Source organism: Halomonas sp. MES3-P3E (assembly GCF_002836035.1).
GTDB lineage: Bacteria > Pseudomonadota > Gammaproteobacteria > Pseudomonadales > Halomonadaceae > Vreelandella > Vreelandella arctica.
The window spans coordinates 14,631-31,289 of sequence record NZ_PJBT01000023.1 but is presented as its reverse complement, the minus strand read 5'-3'; the positions used below and the strand labels follow the sequence as shown (position 1 = coordinate 31,289).

General features: G+C 55.0%; 16 protein-coding genes. 5 read left to right on the top strand and 11 right to left on the bottom strand.

Annotation, left to right across the window (positions count from 1 at the left end):
* Positions 1–141 precede the first annotated feature (141 nt).
* Positions 142–1,473 carry a deoxyguanosinetriphosphate triphosphohydrolase gene (locus CXF87_RS08605; RefSeq protein WP_101146336.1) on the top strand — a complete coding sequence of 444 codons (1,332 nt, stop codon included), beginning with the start codon at positions 142–144 and terminating at the stop codon, positions 1,471–1,473.
* 8 nt (positions 1,474–1,481) lie between these two features.
* Here the strand turns inward: CXF87_RS08605 and CXF87_RS08600 are convergent, their stop codons facing one another.
* Genes CXF87_RS08600 through CXF87_RS08590 form a run of 3 tightly spaced genes read right to left on the bottom strand, consistent with a single transcriptional unit; the run spans position 1,482 to position 3,524 of the window.
* Entirely contained in the window at positions 1,482–2,390 is a 909-nt protein-coding gene (locus CXF87_RS08600) for a nuclease-related domain-containing protein (protein WP_008959657.1), read from the bottom strand.
* A gap of 58 nt (positions 2,391–2,448) precedes the next feature.
* On the bottom strand, positions 2,449–2,823 hold the full coding sequence (locus CXF87_RS08595; protein WP_008959656.1) for a translation initiation factor Sui1: 375 nt from the start codon (positions 2,821–2,823) through the stop codon (positions 2,449–2,451).
* A 2-nt stretch (positions 2,824–2,825) separates the two neighbouring features.
* Positions 2,826–3,524 (bottom strand): HAD family hydrolase, encoded by a 699-nt coding sequence (locus CXF87_RS08590; protein ID WP_101146335.1) that lies wholly within the window; start codon positions 3,522–3,524, stop codon positions 2,826–2,828.
* A gap of 286 nt (positions 3,525–3,810) precedes the next feature.
* Between CXF87_RS08590 and CXF87_RS08585 the strand changes: the two genes are divergently transcribed.
* Positions 3,811–4,236, top strand: a complete 426-nt coding sequence (locus CXF87_RS08585) for a hypothetical protein (protein WP_101146334.1) — start codon at positions 3,811–3,813, stop codon at positions 4,234–4,236.
* 17 nt (positions 4,237–4,253) lie between these two features.
* On the opposite strand, the gene CXF87_RS08580 is transcribed toward CXF87_RS08585, so the two are convergent.
* From CXF87_RS08580 to tkt, 7 genes are all read right to left on the bottom strand, one after another.
* Positions 4,254–4,529: a hypothetical protein gene (locus tag CXF87_RS08580; RefSeq protein WP_332870631.1), complete on the bottom strand. Its 276-nt coding sequence runs from the start codon at positions 4,527–4,529 to the stop codon at positions 4,254–4,256.
* A gap of 238 nt (positions 4,530–4,767) precedes the next feature.
* Positions 4,768–5,832: a class II fructose-bisphosphate aldolase gene (fba, locus tag CXF87_RS08575; protein ID WP_008959652.1), complete on the bottom strand. Its 1,065-nt coding sequence runs from the start codon at positions 5,830–5,832 to the stop codon at positions 4,768–4,770.
* 96 nt (positions 5,833–5,928) lie between these two features.
* Positions 5,929–7,098 (bottom strand): phosphoglycerate kinase, encoded by a 1,170-nt coding sequence (locus tag CXF87_RS08570; protein WP_008959651.1) that lies wholly within the window; start codon positions 7,096–7,098, stop codon positions 5,929–5,931.
* Between the two features lie 67 nt (positions 7,099–7,165).
* On the bottom strand, positions 7,166–8,203 hold the full coding sequence (locus CXF87_RS08565) for a type I glyceraldehyde-3-phosphate dehydrogenase (RefSeq protein WP_035587409.1): 1,038 nt from the start codon (positions 8,201–8,203) through the stop codon (positions 7,166–7,168).
* Between the two features lie 104 nt (positions 8,204–8,307).
* On the bottom strand, positions 8,308–9,033 hold the full coding sequence (locus CXF87_RS08560; RefSeq protein WP_008959649.1) for an LrgB family protein: 726 nt from the start codon (positions 9,031–9,033) through the stop codon (positions 8,308–8,310).
* Positions 9,023–9,376, bottom strand: a complete 354-nt coding sequence (locus CXF87_RS08555; protein ID WP_008959648.1) for a CidA/LrgA family protein — start codon at positions 9,374–9,376, stop codon at positions 9,023–9,025. The genes CXF87_RS08560 and CXF87_RS08555 overlap by 11 nt, the downstream gene beginning before the upstream one ends.
* 3 nt (positions 9,377–9,379) lie before the next feature.
* Complete coding sequence (gene tkt, locus CXF87_RS08550) at positions 9,380–11,371, bottom strand: transketolase (RefSeq protein ID WP_101146332.1); 1,992 nt, start codon at positions 11,369–11,371, stop codon at positions 9,380–9,382.
* Positions 11,372–11,624: 253 nt separating this feature from the next.
* Here tkt and metK point away from each other — a divergent pair, with 253 nt between their 5' ends.
* On the top strand, positions 11,625–12,845 hold the full coding sequence (gene metK / locus CXF87_RS08545; protein ID WP_008959646.1) for a methionine adenosyltransferase: 1,221 nt from the start codon (positions 11,625–11,627) through the stop codon (positions 12,843–12,845).
* Positions 12,846–12,985: 140 nt separating this feature from the next.
* Positions 12,986–14,662 (top strand): NAD-dependent DNA ligase LigB, encoded by a 1,677-nt coding sequence (gene ligB, locus CXF87_RS08540; protein ID WP_101146331.1) that lies wholly within the window; start codon positions 12,986–12,988, stop codon positions 14,660–14,662.
* A 12-nt stretch (positions 14,663–14,674) separates the two neighbouring features.
* Here ligB and CXF87_RS08535 read toward each other — a convergent pair whose 3' ends face one another.
* Complete coding sequence (locus CXF87_RS08535) at positions 14,675–15,610, bottom strand: AEC family transporter (RefSeq protein WP_101146330.1); 936 nt, start codon at positions 15,608–15,610, stop codon at positions 14,675–14,677.
* Positions 15,611–15,751: 141 nt separating this feature from the next.
* Between CXF87_RS08535 and metF the strand changes: the two genes are divergently transcribed.
* Complete coding sequence (gene metF, locus CXF87_RS08530; protein ID WP_008959643.1) at positions 15,752–16,594, top strand: methylenetetrahydrofolate reductase [NAD(P)H]; 843 nt, start codon at positions 15,752–15,754, stop codon at positions 16,592–16,594.
* Positions 16,595–16,659: the final 65 nt, after the last annotated feature.

Here is a 16,659-nt window from a genome sequence, read left to right as displayed (position 1 = left end):
GAAGAAAAACAAGGGTCTCCCCATGGAGAGTCCCGGCAGCCCGGCGCAGCCATCGTCAGGCACCTATACTAAAAAACCCCCAGGGCTAACGCCTTGGGGGTTTTTTTTATGGCAAAATGCACTCCTCAAGGAGGATTGCCCATGACTCAGATGCGCTGGGAACAGCTACTTTCCCCACGTCGTCTTCACGACCAACGCTCAACAAGTACTCGTGAAATCGGTCGTAGCCCATTTCATAAAGACCATGACCGGATTGTTTTTTCAGGCTCGTTCAGGCGTCTTGGCCGTAAGACACAGGTGCATCCACTGACAGAAAACGATCATATTCATACTCGCCTAACTCACTCGCTAGAAGTCGGCTGTGTCGGTCGTTCTCTGGGTATGATTGTCGGAGAGTTACTACATGATCGCTTGCCAGAATGGATAACGCCCGCTGATCTTGGGGTCATTGTGCAGACAGCGTGCCTGGGACATGACATTGGGAATCCCCCTTTTGGGCATGCCGGTGAGTATGCCATTCGCGATTGGTTTCAGCGTGCTCAAAGCAGTGGGCTATTAGAAGGCCTTTCAGACGCAGAGCGCGAGGATCTGTTGACCTATGAAGGCAATGCTCAGGGTTTTCGAGTGATTACCCAGATCGAATATAACCAGTTTAATGGTGGCATGCGGCTGTCAGCAGCCACCCTGGGGGCACTACTCAAATACCCTTGGACGGTTCGTTACAGCGGACGCGCGGGAAAATTCGGCGCTTACCAGTCAGAGCAAGTGTTACTCAAAGAAGTGGCTGAAGCGGTAGGTTTGTTGCCGCAAGGCGAGCAGCGCTGGTGCCGCCACCCGTTGGCTTGGCTTGTCGAAGCCGCTGATGATATTTGTTACGCCCTGTTAGACCTGGAAGATGGTTTAGAAATGGGTATTCTGCGCTATGAAGAAGTCGTCGAAATACTGCGTCAAATTGCCGGAGAGTTCCCGCCTGAATATGCCGATATGCAAGCCCGTAATGTCTCCCAGCGGCGGCGTATCGCTTTACTGCGCGGTGCTGCTATGGAACGTGCCGTCAATGATGTCGGCGCGGTGTTTGTACAGCATGAGCAGGCCCTGCTAAGCGGCACCCTCAATGACGACCTATTAGAGCTGTGTCACCCCGACCTTGGGTGGGGTGTTCAGGCGGCGAAGCAGCTTGCCCGAGAGCGTATTTTCCAAAACGAGCGTAAAGCGAAATTAGAGATTGGTGCCTATACGACGCTAGGTATTCTCTTGGAAGCTTTTATTGGTGCTGCCCACGAGCTACATCACACCGGGCATTCATCGTTTAAACATCAGCGTGTGTTGGCCCTGATTGGCGAAAACACGCCGCTGCCTTCTTGGCCGCTTTACGATAGCTACCGCCGAATGCTGGACTTTATCGGTGGGATGACGGACCACTATGCAGTCGATCTTGCCCAAGAGATGGGTGGGCGGTTACGCGGCGACTAAGCCGTACATTATACGGACGGCTGGCGGAGATGTTTGAGTTCCATTAGCCGTGCCCGCTCCAGTAAGATATGAATGACCTTATCGTGAATGGCATCGCTCATCTGTCCCGGCGTTATCTCGGTGAGCTGTTGGGCAAGTTGCTCGCCGCTCACTACCAGGATATCCGGCGAGGCCTCGCTGGTATCAATCTCCCAGCCGGGCAGCACTAACACTCCTTTAACCGGTACCGGCACACTGCAGCGGCGCTCTAACCATTGGCCGAGCCAGCTAACGCCTTGGCGCGTTTTATGCAGTGGCCGGCGCTCTTGCCAATGTGGAAAGCGTAGCCGCTCGCGCTCTACCGCCACTGTGTTGAGTTCGTTGCCATCAGTGCCGATAGCGAGTGTTCTTGCCCTTGTTTCCACCACAAAAACACCGTGAGGTGTTACCACCACGTGATCAATCGTGAAGCTATCGGTGGGGACATCATGAAATACGTAGTAGGGGTGGGCCTCAGGGCGGACTAAACGCTCAAGCTCTTGGCCAACGGCAAGCTCGCAAGCGAGGCCTAATTTTAGTCGCCGAATACGTTGATAATCACGTACCAGCAGCAGTGAAAACGTCAGTACCAGCAGTGTGCTGAGTAGTCCATATAAAGCCCATTCGACCCAATCTTGTTGGTCCACAAAAAGCATGCGGCCCATGCCATACACCAGAGGGGCCAAGCTAATGATGGGCCCTAACGCCCCGTTTAGAAATAGGCTGGAAAAAGCTTGGTCAAGGCGATGGCGCAGCGCTTGGCCCGGTTCATGAAGGGGAGCTTTGAAGGGCGAATGGACGCGCGCATCGTGTAGGTTGCGCAGCGCCAGGACAATACTGGCCATTGCCGCCATGGGGAATAAAAAAATGAGGGGTAGCAAGTATTCCAGCCAAGCCATTGCAGTGCCTTGCCCTATAGCGACTTACTTGACGGTAAGTCTTGGTGGTGTAGAGGCTTTAACCCCCTGCGAGTTTAACCTGATAGCCGAGTGTGCTGAGCTCCTGGCGCAGAACATCACGATGGTCGCCTTGTATTTCAATAATACCGTCTTTAATAGCTCCGCCCGTCCCACAACGTTTTTTAAGCGTTTTTGCTAATGTTTTAAGTTCATCACCAGACAAAGGGATGCCGCTAACAGTGGTAACCCCTTTGCCTTTACGGCCGCTGGTTTCGCGTCGAATACGCACTATGCCATCTAGCTCGGCTAAGCGCTGTTGTTCGCTTACATCATCACAGTAACAGGCTTCAAGTGCTTCCCGGCAGGTGGGGCAGGTTTTACCATGTTCGGTGGAGTAAACAAGCCCACCCAATTGGTCACGTAAAGAGGCCATTATTATCCTCCGATAGAGTGTTGGGGCACGGGGGTCTGCCAATATTCACGCGTGAGACGCTCCACTACGGCGGGTAACTGATACATATTGCTGATCATAATGGCATTTTCAGGCGTTTCTTCGGCATCCGGGAAACGATTTAAATGAATCACCGTCATCCCCGCTTGCAGTGCTGCGCGAACACCGACTAAGGCATCGTCTATTGCGATACAGTCACGCGCTGCATAGCCCATGATACTGGCTGCGTGTAAATGTAAACAGGGTTCAGGCTTCCAGCAATTGGCGGTATAGCCACTGAAAAAGCGGTTTCCAAAATAATGGCTAAGTTCTGTGGCTTCTAGCGCCGTAAGAATTTTACTTTCAGGCCCATTAGAGACTACCGCACTTGGGTAAGAGCTCAGTATATCCAACGCTTCACGAGCACCTGGTATGGTCGTCAACTCTTGGGCAAGCCGAGTTGCTAGATTGGCTCGCATAAGGATTTCCATGCGCTCAAGTTGATCAGGATCAACATCACCATAGCGCTGTTGAAGTTCAGCAACGATACGCCGAAAGCGCGCTCCACGAAATTCACCGAGGTAATCGGTAGTAGCAAATGGCAGCCCTACTGAATTAAGCCCGGCGGCCATCTCTTCGGCTAGTAGCGGTTCGCTATCGACGAGTGTGCCATCACAGTCAAACAGCAAAAGTGGGAGCGGCATTACGGTTCCTTGCAGCGGCTTTAGCGCTGCCAGTGTTAGTTGAAGCCATCTATACTGCTATTGAACGGGATTTTACGTCATTTGTGAACACTGTTTTGTTATTTTTTGCTTGCCTATACACTACGCTTGAGCCAGCTTAAACGGCTACGCTCATTTTGGTGGCCGCTGTTGTCTGTCATCTAGCTTCAGGAAACGCTGTAGCGCTAGCGTTGGAAACGGCCAAGCTGCGCTGAAGAGATAGTAGGGATACACTATTCTGTCATAACCAAAACATGGAGAACGTCCGATGCGATTCACCCCTTGGATCCTACCCTTAGCCCTCAGCGCTGCTTTGCTAACGACGACTGGCTATGTGTTTGCTGATAATCATGAAACGGAAGGCGAACAGCACGAGCCTCTTAATGATGAAGCGCTTGAAAAGGAATACGGTATTAAAGCCGGATCGGTAAAACGTGACGACGTGGCGTCATCTAGCGATGCCGAGGATACTAATGAGCAGACCCGTGTGCGTGAAGAAGAAGAGGAGGAGGAGAAGAACGAAGAAGTAGCCACCAGCGCAGGAGAGGATGACGTAGAGTTAGAGACTGGCAAGAGTGAAGAGCGAAACCCAGAGGCTGGCACAGGCGGTACTGGCAGCCCGGATGATGCTATTCATAGCAGCGAAGAAGAAAATAGCGAAGATGACGATGGAGACACTGACGATAACGAGTAACGTCAGTGCCTGAAACATTATTTAGCTAGACGGCGTGAGTTAGCACTGCTGCGCTGATGATAAGGCTTCATTGTGAGCTGGCTGGTGACCCACCAAGGGGCTAGCTGGCCATTCATAGAGTTAAACAATGCTTTCTGCATTTCGAGGCCAGCTTCCATGCTGGCCTCGAGCTTTTCGGTGACCATTTTTTGATTTTCTTTCATCATTTTAGGGCTGAAGAAAGGCTGTGTTTGCCATAAGTGATTGCGCATCGTGATAGTCGACAGGGAAGTGGACCATAGTTCAAATGCCATTAGGCCCGCCTTCCAAACATCAAACATCGCTAACGGAGTGGTGGGCATAAGTGGCGGCATTGTGGAGCTTTTCATGAGTATTAGCCTCTCTATTTGAACACGAAACCTCGTGGACTCATCACCAGTGTTAGCATATCAATGCTGCAATGCAATATGTATTTCGTCGAGCATAACGTGGGATAGGTAAAAAAAGACGACCGTTTGGTCGTCTTTATAGTAAACAATGGAAGTAACAGGTTTACTTGATCTTAGGAGCCAGTTCACCGCGCTCATAGCGCAGGGACATCTCTTCTAAACTGATCGGTTTAATTTTGCTAGCGTTACCTGCTGTGCCAAAGGCTTCATAGCGAGCAATACACAGATCGCGCATCGCGGTGACGGTTTCTTTGAGGAATTTACGTGGGTCGAATTCGGCAGGATTTTGAGCCATAAAACGACGCACAGCCCCTGTAGACGCCAAGCGAAGATCGGTATCGATATTCACCTTGCGTACGCCGTGCTTAATCCCTTCAACGATCTCTTCCACCGGAACGCCGTATGTTTCTGGAATCTGGCCGCCATACTGGTTAATCACTTCCAGCCACTCCTGCGGCACGGATGAAGAGCCGTGCATGACGAGGTGGGTGTCCGGAATCCGCGCATGGATCTCTTTGATGCGCTGGATAGAGAGCGTATCCCCGGTGGGTGGCTTGGTGAACTTATAAGCGCCGTGGCTGGTGCCAATGGCAATGGCCAAGGCGTCTACGTGCGTCGCTTTGACGAATTCGGCCGCTTCTTCAGGGTCGGTCAGCAGCTGTTCCATATCCAGCTTGCCTTCAGCACCAATGCCGTCTTCTTCACCGGCCATGCCTGTTTCCAGACTGCCCAGGCAGCCCAGCTCGCCTTCAACAGACACACCGCAGGCGTGGGCCATTTCGACGGCACGACGAGTAACGTTAACGTTGTAGTCGTAATCGGTGGGTGTTTTGCCGTCTTCGCCCAGTGAGCCATCCATCATTACCGAGGAGAAGCCAAGCTGGATAGAGCGCTGGCAAATCGCAGGGCTAGTACCGTGATCCTGATGCATGACCACCGGGATATGGGGGAACTCTTCTACCGCCGCTAAAATCAGGTGGCGTAGAAACGGAGCTCCCGCATATTTACGAGCGCCAGCAGAGGCTTGCACGATTACCGGTGAGTCGGTGGCATCAGCAGCTTCCATAATGGCGCGCATCTGCTCAAGATTATTAACGTTAAATGCTGGGATGCCGTAGCCATATTCGGCGGCATGGTCGAGCATTTGGCGCATGCTGATCAGAGCCATTCAATCACCTTATCTAAGTTTTAAAAAAAGCATGTTGTCACAATGGGGCTAGTAACACCGCGGCTTTATTGCTCGGGTGGTTTAAGTCGCCCCATATTAACCGCGTTTGGCGGCAGCTTCGAGCGCTGCTACGGCGGGCAACTGCTTGCCTTCGACATACTCAAGGAAAGCACCGCCGCCGGTGGAGATATAGGAAACACGATCAGCAATAGCATATTTATCAATGGCCGCTAACGTATCACCACCGCCCGCAATCGAGAAACCTGCGCTATCAGCGATAGCCTGGGCGATAACCTGGGTGCCTTTGCCGAACTGATCGATTTCAAATACCCCGACGGGGCCATTCCACAAAATGGTGCCAGCATCTTTAAGCATACCGGCCAAGTGAGCGGCGGTATCGGGGCCAATATCTAGAATCATCTCGTTGTCAGCCACTTGATCGACCGGTTTGACAATGGCCTCTGCCGATTCAGAAAACTCAGTGGCCACCACGACATCGGTGGGTAACGGAATCGACACCTTCTCCATCAGGGCTTTTGCCTGGCCAATCAAATCGGCTTCATGGAGTGATTTGCCGACATTATAGCCCGCAGCGGCGATAAAGGTGTTGGCGATGCCGCCGCCCACGATCAGCTGGTCGCATTTGTCGGCCAGCGCAGTAAGCACGTCCAATTTGGTAGAGACTTTTGAGCCACCCACAATCGCCGCCATGGGGCGTGCCGGATTCGCCAGGGCTTTCTCTAAGGCATCCAATTCTTGGGCAAGCAGTGGACCTGCGCAGGCGCTGGGGGCAAAGCGCGCCACACCATGGGTAGAGGCTTGCGCTCGGTGGGCGGTGCCGAAGGCATCCATGACAAAGATATCGCACAGCGCGGCGTACTGCTGCGCCAGCTGTTCGTCATCTTTTTTCTCGCCGCTATTGAAACGCACGTTCTCTAGTAGAACGACATCGCCGTTGGCGATTTCTAACGTCTCACCAAGATACGCTTTGATTAGCGGCACGGGGCGACCTAACAGCTCCCCCAAATGCTCAGCCACCGGCGCGAGTGAGAATTCTTCGGCGGGCTCGCCTTCAGTAGGGCGACCTAAATGGCTCATGAGCATCACTTTTGCCCCCGCTTTCGCCGCTGCTTGAATGGTTGGCAGGGCGGCTCGCAGGCGGGCGTCACTGGTGACGCGGCCATGTTTGATGGGCACATTCAAATCTTCACGGATCAGCACGCGTTGTCCTTCCAGGGGAAGGTCAGTCATCTTTTTCACGTTCATGTGAGCGGTTTCCTCGTGTTTATGCCATTGAGCTGAAAGTAAAAAGTAAACCAATAATGCCAACAGGTTATGTCTGTGCCGAAAGTGTGGCCAATCGCTGACTAATATCGAGCATCCGGTTAGCGAACCCCCACTCATTATCGAACCAGCACAACAGCTTGATAAGGCGCTTACCGGCCACCCGTGTTTGGGTGGCATCGAGAATGCCTGAGCGCGGGTCGTGGTTAAAATCAACCGACGCCATAGGTGCTTCAGTATAGCCAAGTACGCCCTTTAAGCGCTGCTGACTGGCGGCCAGCAGCAGCGCATTGACATCATCCCGGTGAGTATCACGGCGAACCGTCAACGCGACATCCATCGCAGAAACATTGATGGTAGGAACGCGTACGTGCAGGCACTCGAAACGGCCCGCCAGGTGAGGCATTAAGCGGCTGATGCCGAGCGCCAAGCCGGTATCCACTGGCACAATGGAGTGCATTGCCGAGCGGGTAAGACGCAAGTCGGTTTGATGATACGCATCAATCACCGGCTGGTCGTTCATCGCCGAGTGAATGGTCGTGGTGACACCGTGCTCAAGGCCGAGCGCTTCATCCAGAATGGTTAACAGCGGCACAAGACAGTTGGTGGTGCACGAAGCGGCAGAAAGGATGCGCTGGGAAAGCGCCAGCTCGCCTTCATTAATACCCCATACAATGGTGGCGTCGACATCATTTTCCGCAGGCTGGGAAAACAGCAGCCGCTTAGCGCCTGCCTTTAAATGCTGCTCGGCAGTGGCACGATCTTTAAAGCTCCCAGAGCACTCCAGCACCAGGTCCACATCAAACGCCTTCCAGGGCAGCTTGCGCGGATCTTGTTCGCATAGCACCTGAATACGTTGGCCGTTGACCACTAGACACTCGCCGTCGTTATCCACCTCACCTGGGAAGCGGCCATGGGTAGTGTCATAGCGGGTCAAGTAGGTGATAGTGGCAAGATCGGAGAGCTCGTTAATGGCGACCACTTCAATTTCCGGGTGGTGCCGCTCAACGAGCGCCCGAAGCACGCATTGGCCAATGCGTCCGTAACCGTTAATGGCGATGCGATACCGGGGAGCAGAATTAGCCATGCGGAGGGCGGCTCTTAAAAGTGAATCAATCATGAAAATGACGTCGAAAACCGTGGAATGATAACGCATTTCTGCCGGCGATTCTTATCAGTTGCCGGTTCCTATCAGCCACCCATCCCTAACAGCCGCCAGGCGAGAGGTAGCAACACGGCAGTGAAAATGCCGGTAAGGCTCATTCCCAGCGAGGCAAATGCGCCAGCCGTGGGGCTGAGTTCAAACGCTCTAACGGTACCAATTGCATGACCGTTAAGCCCAAGCGCAAAACCGATCAGGCGTTCGTCATCAATATGTAAAAAGCGCGCGGCGAGACTGACACAGGGAATCGTGATGACGCCAGTGATCAACAGCGCCCCTAACAGTAGCGCTACCGTTCCGCCAAGTTGCTCGGTTATGCCAATCGCAATCGGCGCAGTAACGGATTTGGCCGCAATGGAGGCGAGTATCGTGTTCGAACTACCCAGTAACCAGGCAATTGCCAGCGAATAGAAAGCCGCTAGCGCCGCGGCGATGGGCAAACAAATCGCCAAAGGCCGCCATAGTTCGACGATACGCGGTAACTGTTGGTAAAGCGGCATGCCTAGCGCCACCGTGGCTGGCCCCAGCAGCACCGTTAACCAAGTGGCACCTTGCTGGTAGGTAGCGTAAGGCAGCCCTATCAGGGCTAATGCCCCTGCCAACAGCAGCGCCGCGATCAAAATGGCGGGCAGCCAAGAGGGACGTTTTAGGCGCTGAAATAGCCCGTTACCAATTAGATAAGCGGTAAGCGTTAACCCCACCGCAAACAATGGCGTGGTGGTTAACAGGGCGAGCAGCGATGAATCATCGGACATGTGACTGTCCGATGAGGCGTTTAAGCAGCCAAAGCGTAGTAAACACGCTGAGTAATGTGCCTAGTACTAGCGCGATAAGAATAGCGCTCCATTGCCCGGCCAGCTCGCCGATAATAAAAAACACCCCCACTACGCCGGGCATTATCAGCATAGCGAGCAGGGCAATTAGCGGCTGGGCGGCAGCAGCAATGCTGCCAGGAACGCGACCACGGATAGCGAGAGTAACGCATAGCAGCAACATGCCGATAACGCCTGACGAGATCGGTAAAGCAGTGACATGAATCACCACTTCACCGATCAGCCAGTAGCTAATCAACCATAGAAAGCCACTGAGTGCGGGCATGGCTTAGCCGAGTAGTTCGTTGGCTTGCTTGACCACATTTTCGACGGTAAAGCCGAAGTGCTTGAACAGGTCGCCCGCCGGGGCGGATTCGCCGTAAGTGGTCATGCCGATCACGCGGCCGTCCAGACCTACATACTTGTACCAGTAGTCGGCGTGAGCTGCTTCGATCGCGATACGCTTGGTGACTGCTTTAGGCAGCACGCTCTCACGGTACTCAGCGTCTTGACCGTTAAAGCGGTAAGCCGAGGGCATGGAAACTACGCGTACGGCTTTGCCTTGCTGCTCAAGCTCGGCAGCGGCGTCCATCGCCAACGACACTTCTGAACCGGTGGCAATCAGTATCAACTCCGGCGTTCCTTCGCTGTCCTTGAGAACGTACGCACCGTTTTGGATCGCTGCCAACTGCGCTTTCGTGCGCTGCTGGTGGGGCAGGTTCTGGCGGGACAGCACCAGCGCCGTGGGGCCTGAGTGGCGCTTGATGGCGGCATCCCAAGAGGCGGCGGTTTCCACTGCATCACAAGGGCGCCAAGTATTGAGGTTCGGCGTGGTACGCAGGTTGGTAAGTTGCTCAATCGGTTGGTGGGTCGGGCCATCTTCACCCAGGCCAATGGAGTCGTGGGTAAAGACGTAAATCACCTGCTGGCCCATCAGCGACGCCATGCGGATCGAGTTACGCATGTACTCCATAAAGATCAGGAAGGTCGCGCCGTAAGGTACCAGACCGCCGTGCAGAGCGATCCCGTTCATGACGGCTCCCATGCCAAACTCACGGACACCGTAGTGCAGGTAGTTACCGCTGGCGTCTTCTGGAGTGATCGCCTTGGCGCCTTTCCAGAAGGTCAGGTTGGAGGGCGCCAAATCGGCACTGCCACCCAGCAGTTCCGGCATTTGCGGGCCAATCGTATTCAACACTTCAAAGGAAGCTTTGCGAGACGCGATGGTCTCTCCGCGTTCTTGGGCCTGCTCGATCAGTGCTTCAGTGGCAAGTTCGGTGGGCAGCTGGCGCTTCATTCGGCGCTTAAACTCCCGCGCTTCGCTGGGGAAGGCCTCGGCATAGCGAGCAAAGCGCTCATCCCACGCCTGCTGGGCTGCTTTTCCAGCGGCACGGGCATCCCAGGCGGAGTAGATGGGCTCAGGGATATGGAACGGAGCGTGGGGCCAATCAAGCTGGATGCGGGCCAGGGCGACTTCGTCATCACCCAATGCCGCACCGTGGGCTTCCTCTTTGCCCTGCTTGTTGGGCGCGCCAAAACCGATGATGGTTTTGCAAATAATCAGGCTCGGCTTATCGTCGTGGCTCTTGGCCAGCTCAATAGCGGCTTTTACTTCTTCGGGCTTGTGACCATCGACATTCGGTACCACGTGCCAGCCGTAAGCTTCAAAACGCTTGGCGGTATCGTCGGTAAACCAGCCTTCGACTTCGCCATCAATGGAGATGCCGTTGTCGTCATAAAGCGCGATCAATTTACCCAACTGCTGGGTACCCGCTAGTGAGGCCGCTTCGTGGGAGATGCCTTCCATCAAGCAGCCGTCACCCAGGAAACACCAGGTGTGGTGATCAACAATGCTGTGGCCAGGGCGATTGAACTGCGCCGCCAGGGTTTTTTCTGCAATCGCAAAGCCTACCGCATTGGCAAAGCCCTGGCCGAGCGGGCCGGTGGTGGTCTCAATGCCCGGCGCGTAGCCGAATTCCGGGTGGCCCGCGGTGGGCGAGTGCAGCTGGCGGAAATTCTGCAGTTGTTCCAGGCTTAGCTCATAGCCGCTTAGGTGCAGTAGAGAGTAAAGCAGCATGGAGCCGTGACCATTGGAAAGCACGAACCGATCACGATCGGCCCACTTGGGGTCTTCGGGATTGTGCTTGAGGTAGTCATTCCATAGCACCTCGGCAATATCCGCCATGCCCATGGGCGCACCAGGGTGGCCGGACTTGGCCTTCTGAACGGCATCCATGGAAAGCGCGCGAATGGCATTGGCTAGCTCAAAACGGGATGGCATGGGGGTGCTCCTCGCCTGGAAACAGAAATTATAAAGCCGCTATTGTCGCTGACTTCCCATGTTGCGGCAAATATGATGGCAAATTCTGGTAAGCGCGTTCTGGGAAGCATCGCCGACAGCGTGTAGACTCTGCCCCCCGAAGTGGTGGAGAAAGTGGTGCTGCCGCTTCTCTTACGGGCAGGAGTTACCTGCCATGATTTCCTGCTGATGCTGTGGATTAGAGACAGCCGTCATACAGAGGGTCGAGTGCGCGATGAGCGAATATTCCCTGTTTACCTCCGAGTCCGTCTCCGAAGGTCATCCCGATAAGATTGCCGATCAGATCTCTGACGCGGTGTTAGATGCCATCATCGCCCGTGATAAACAGGCGCGTGTTGCCTGTGAAACCATGGTAAAAACCGGGGTGGCGATCATTGCCGGCGAAATTACCACCTCCGCCTGGGTTGATTTAGAAACTCTCGTGCGCGATGTGATTATCAGCATCGGCTATAACTCGTCTGATGTCGGCTTTGATGGCGCGACTTGTGGCGTGGTTAACCTGATCGGTAAGCAGAGTGTCGATATTGCCCAAGGCGTCGACCGTACCAAGCCGGAAGATCAGGGCGCAGGCGATCAGGGCTTAATGTTTGGCTACGCGACCAACGAAACTGATTCGTTTATGCCCGCGCCGATCCACTACTCGCACCGTTTAGTCGAGCGTCAGGCCGAACTGCGTAAAAATGGCCTACTGCCGTGGCTGCGCCCGGATGCCAAGAGCCAGGTCACCTTCCGCTATAATGCCGAAGGCCAGCCTTGCGGTGTCGATGCCATCGTGCTTTCCACGCAACACGATCCTGACATCGATCAGGAAGATCTGCGTAAAATGATCAAGCGCGAGGTCATTGAGCAAGTGATCCCCGCTGAATGGTTGGATGAGCACACCCAGTACCACATTAACCCGACCGGCAAGTTCGTCATTGGCGGCCCGGTAGGCGATTGTGGCCTAACGGGGCGTAAGATCATCGTCGATACTTACGGCGGCATGGCACGTCACGGTGGTGGTGCATTTTCAGGCAAAGACCCCTCTAAAGTTGACCGCAGCGCCGCCTACGCGGGTCGCTATGTGGCTAAAAATATTGTTGCGTCGGGCCTGGCAGACAAGTGTGAGATTCAGGTCTCTTACGCCATTGGTGTGGCCGAACCCACTTCCGTGTCGATCGATACCTTTGGTACCGGCAAAATTGACGATAAACAGATCGTTGCGCTGGTTCGCGAGCATTTCGATCTGCGCCCTTACGCAATCACCAAAATGCTCGACCTGCTCCACCCGATGTATCAGCTCACTGCCGCTTACGGCCACTTTGGTCGCGCGCCGTTCGAGCACAGCTACACTTGGAGCGATGATAAAGGCGAGGAACATACCGAAACCTTTACCGCCTTTCCGTGGGAAAAAATTGATAAAGCCGATGCGCTGCGCAAGGCGGCCAATTTGTAAGACATTCGCTACTGCGTTTGTAAGCAATGTATGAAATCGCCCCTTTGGCTCCGGCCGGGGGCTTTTTTTATGCGCTGCTTCGAAGCCCTGCGTTAGGCTAAGTCTATTTGCTAACGATTCGTGTGAAGAGGAGGGGCAAGATGGCAAGTGGTCTCGTTGCGTGGGTATTCGCTAGCCTTATCGGGCTTGTCACGTTTTCCGCACAGGCTGCCGAGTGCCCTGATTGGTCGAAGGAGCGCTTGACTCGCGAAAGCCAAGCACTGGCCGAGCAGGTTCAACGCTGGGACACAGCCTACCATGACGAGGGCGTCACGCTGATCAATGACGCCCTCTACGACCAAGCCGTAGAGCGCCTAGCCACTTGGCAACGTTGCTTAGGTAATTCACCAGCCCATCGCCCGCTTTCGCGAGTTACCCGAAGCAGCGGTACTCTCGATCATCCGGCGGCGCAGCGTGGGCTTACTAAAGCCGATGACGACGGAGTCAGGCGCTTTACCAGCCGCCGCGAAGACCTATGGATTCAACCCAAGGTAGACGGCGTGGCGATTACGCTGCGCTATGTCGATGGCGAATTGGTCGAAGCCGTTAGCCGTGGCGATGGCGAGCGGGGCCAAAACTGGACGAGTCGGGCGCGCCAGTTACCCGCTGTTCCCAGTACGCTGCCTGAGCCTATTTCTGCGGTGCTCCAAGGCGAATTGTACTGGCGGCTAACCCAGCACGTGCAGTCACGGTCACCCGCATCGGGTGCCCGGGGCGCCGTGGCGGGAGCAATGGCGCAGTCCTCACCTACCGTGGCCACCCTTGAGCGTATTGGCCTGTTTGTTTGGGATTGGCCCGACGGGCCTACTGGTATGGACGAGCGTTTAGCGCGTCTTACCGCGCTGGGCTTTGATACTGCCAGCTATACCCAGCCGCTAGATGACCGACGTGATGCCACTTACTGGCGCGATAGCTGGTTCAACGGCCCGCTGCCGTTTGCCACCGACGGCGTGGTCATCAAACAAGCCGAGCGCCCTGGCGTACGGAGCTGGTCATCGTCACCGCCGGAGTGGGCCATTGCCTGGAAATACCCCGCTCAGCAGGCGCTAGCGGAAGTACGCGGCATTGAATTTCGCGTAGGGCGTACCGGCCGTGTGACGCCGCTGGTGTGGCTTAACCCGGTACAGCTGGAGGGGCGTCGCATCAGCCGTGTTTCGTTAGGCTCGCTGGAGCGCTGGGAAGCACTGGATGTTCGACCTGGCGATCAAGTGGCGATCTTCTTGGGCGGGTTAACGATTCCCCAGTTAAGCGAGGTGGTGTGGCATACCCAGGAGCGCTCGCCGTTGACTCCGCCTTCACCCCAGCGCTTTAACCTGCTGAGCTGCTTTGAATTAACCCTTGGCTGCGATGCCCAGTTGCTGGCGCGGCTCACCCATCTTGGCGAGCAGCTTGGCATGCAGGGTATTGGTGAAGGTACCTGGCAAGCGCTGATGGACGCGGGCGTAGTCACTCATTTACTGGACTGGTTGGAGGTTGAACCACGTCAGCTAAAGCTGGCGTATGGCATTGGTGAGGTCACTGCCGCTGCGCTCATTGAGCAGTTTCAGGTTGCCCGTAGCAGGCCGTTTTCGGCATGGCTGAGTGCACTGGGGGCGCCGCCGGGTAGCGAGTCAGTTCGTGGGGATTGGGATGAGTTAGCAGGCTACCAGCGCGAAGAGTGGCAAGCCGTTCCTGGCGTCGGTCGGGTTCGTGCTGATGCGCTGGTAGCGTTTTTCAGCCACCCCGACGTGCAGCGCATGGCTCGGCAGTTGCAGCAGGCGGGGGTTGCAGGGTTTTAGCTAACTCACTCACTAACCAAGCCCGGTGAGACGCAGCATCAAACCGAGATAAAGCGGAATCAGCAGCGGCGCGAGCAGTGTGGTGACCAGCACGGCTAACGCGCCTTTTTGTGGCTGAATACCCAGCTCCATGGCCACCACCACTACGTTGGAAGCCATGGGTACCACGCCTATCAACAGCAGTGCCAAGGCCAGTTCCGTGGAAAGAGGTGCCACCCACTGTAGTATTAAAGCAGCTCCCAACATGACGAGCGGCCAGAGCAGATAGCGAAGGCCCAGACAGGTGGCTACAAAGCGTGAGTCCCAGGCGGCAAGCGTTACTTGGCTGAGCGTCATGCCAATGATCATCATGCCCAGTAGCGTATACGTAGCGGGGAAGACTTGTAGCGAACTCATTACCGCGGTGGGGATGGTTACTTCCAAAGCGCTAAGCATTAAGGCTAATAAAAAGGCGTAAATAAGCGGTAGACGTGAAATTTTGATCAAGCTCTCACGCACTGAAAAGCGCCCGCGCGCGCTAAGGTAAAAGCCTACGGTAAATTCGTAGATATTGATCCCCAGCATGCAGAACAGGTAAAGAGTGACGCCCTCGGGGGGCAGCAAGATTAGCGCGATCGGCAACCCGAAATAGCCGGTGTTGCCCGTCCCTGAGGAGAACGCCAGCAGGGCGGCTTCATGTTCACCAAAACGGTGGCGCGTAATGCGTTGTACCACCAGCGCCATGAGGCTCGCCAAAATGAACAGCGCTAATGTCAGCAGCAAATAGTCAGGTGTCGGGCCACCGTTCATCAATGCACGGAAAATGGTAAAGGGGGCAATCAGGTAAACCAATAGCGTGGCAATCGGGCGAGGATCCAGTTTAAGCCGTTGGGCGGCGAGCCAGCCTAACGCCACATAGCTCAGTAACATCAGTAGTGGCCCAACCAGGGCCGCAGGTGCAATATCCATTTACCCTCCCGTAAAATATGTGGTGACTGACGAACATGAGCCGAATTAAAGGCCGAGCGTGAAATCTTTCATTAGCCCCAGCGCAATGGAACAGCGAGAATACCCCAAATATCATCACTATTGATCTAAAAAGGAAATCCCATGAGCAGCCACGAGCATCCGTTAGGCATCAGCTTTGAGTTCTTCCCGCCCAATACCGATGCTGGGCGCGACAAGCTGATCCACGTTCGTGATGAGCTGGCCGCCCGCAAACCGCGTTTTTTCTCGGTGACATACGGCGCCGGTGGGTCGACTCAGGCGCGTACCCGCGAGGTAGTGCGTGCGGTCGGCGAGAGTGGCATCACCACCGCGCCGCACCTTTCTTGTATTGGAAGTGAAAAAGCTCAGCTGCGCGACCTGCTGGCGCAGTACCGGGAAGAGGGCGTGGATAGCCTGGTAGCGCTGCGTGGTGACATGCCCTCCGGTATGGGAAGCATTGGTGAGCTACGTTATGCCAACGAATTGGTTGAGTTTATTCGCACGGAAACCGGTGACCATTTCGATATCGCCGTAGCCGCTTATCCTGAATCTCATCCACAGGCGCCTAATCTTGATAAGGATGTGGAAAACTTCGCGCGTAAAATGAAGGCGGGGGCCAACATGGCCATCACCCAGTACTTCTTCACCGCCGATGCCTATTTCAACTTCGTTGATAAAGCCCGCGCGCTCGGCGTTGAGCAGCCGATTATCCCCGGCATTATGCCGATTACCAACTACACCAAGCTGGCGCGTTTCTCTGACGCCTGTGGTGCCGAGATCCCGCGCTGGATTCGCAAGCAGTTGGAATCGTATGGTGATGACAGCGAAGCGATTGCCGCTTTTGGCACCGATGTGGTGAGCCGTCTTTGCCAACGGTTGCTGGATGGTGGTGCGCCAGGCCTGCACTTTTATACCCTTAACCAAGCCGCACCGGTGCTGAAGGTCGTCGACAACCTGACTGACTAAGCCCCTTTATTACTGGTTGGCGCTTAACTAAAAACCCCGCTCAACAACGTTGAGCGGGGTTTTTT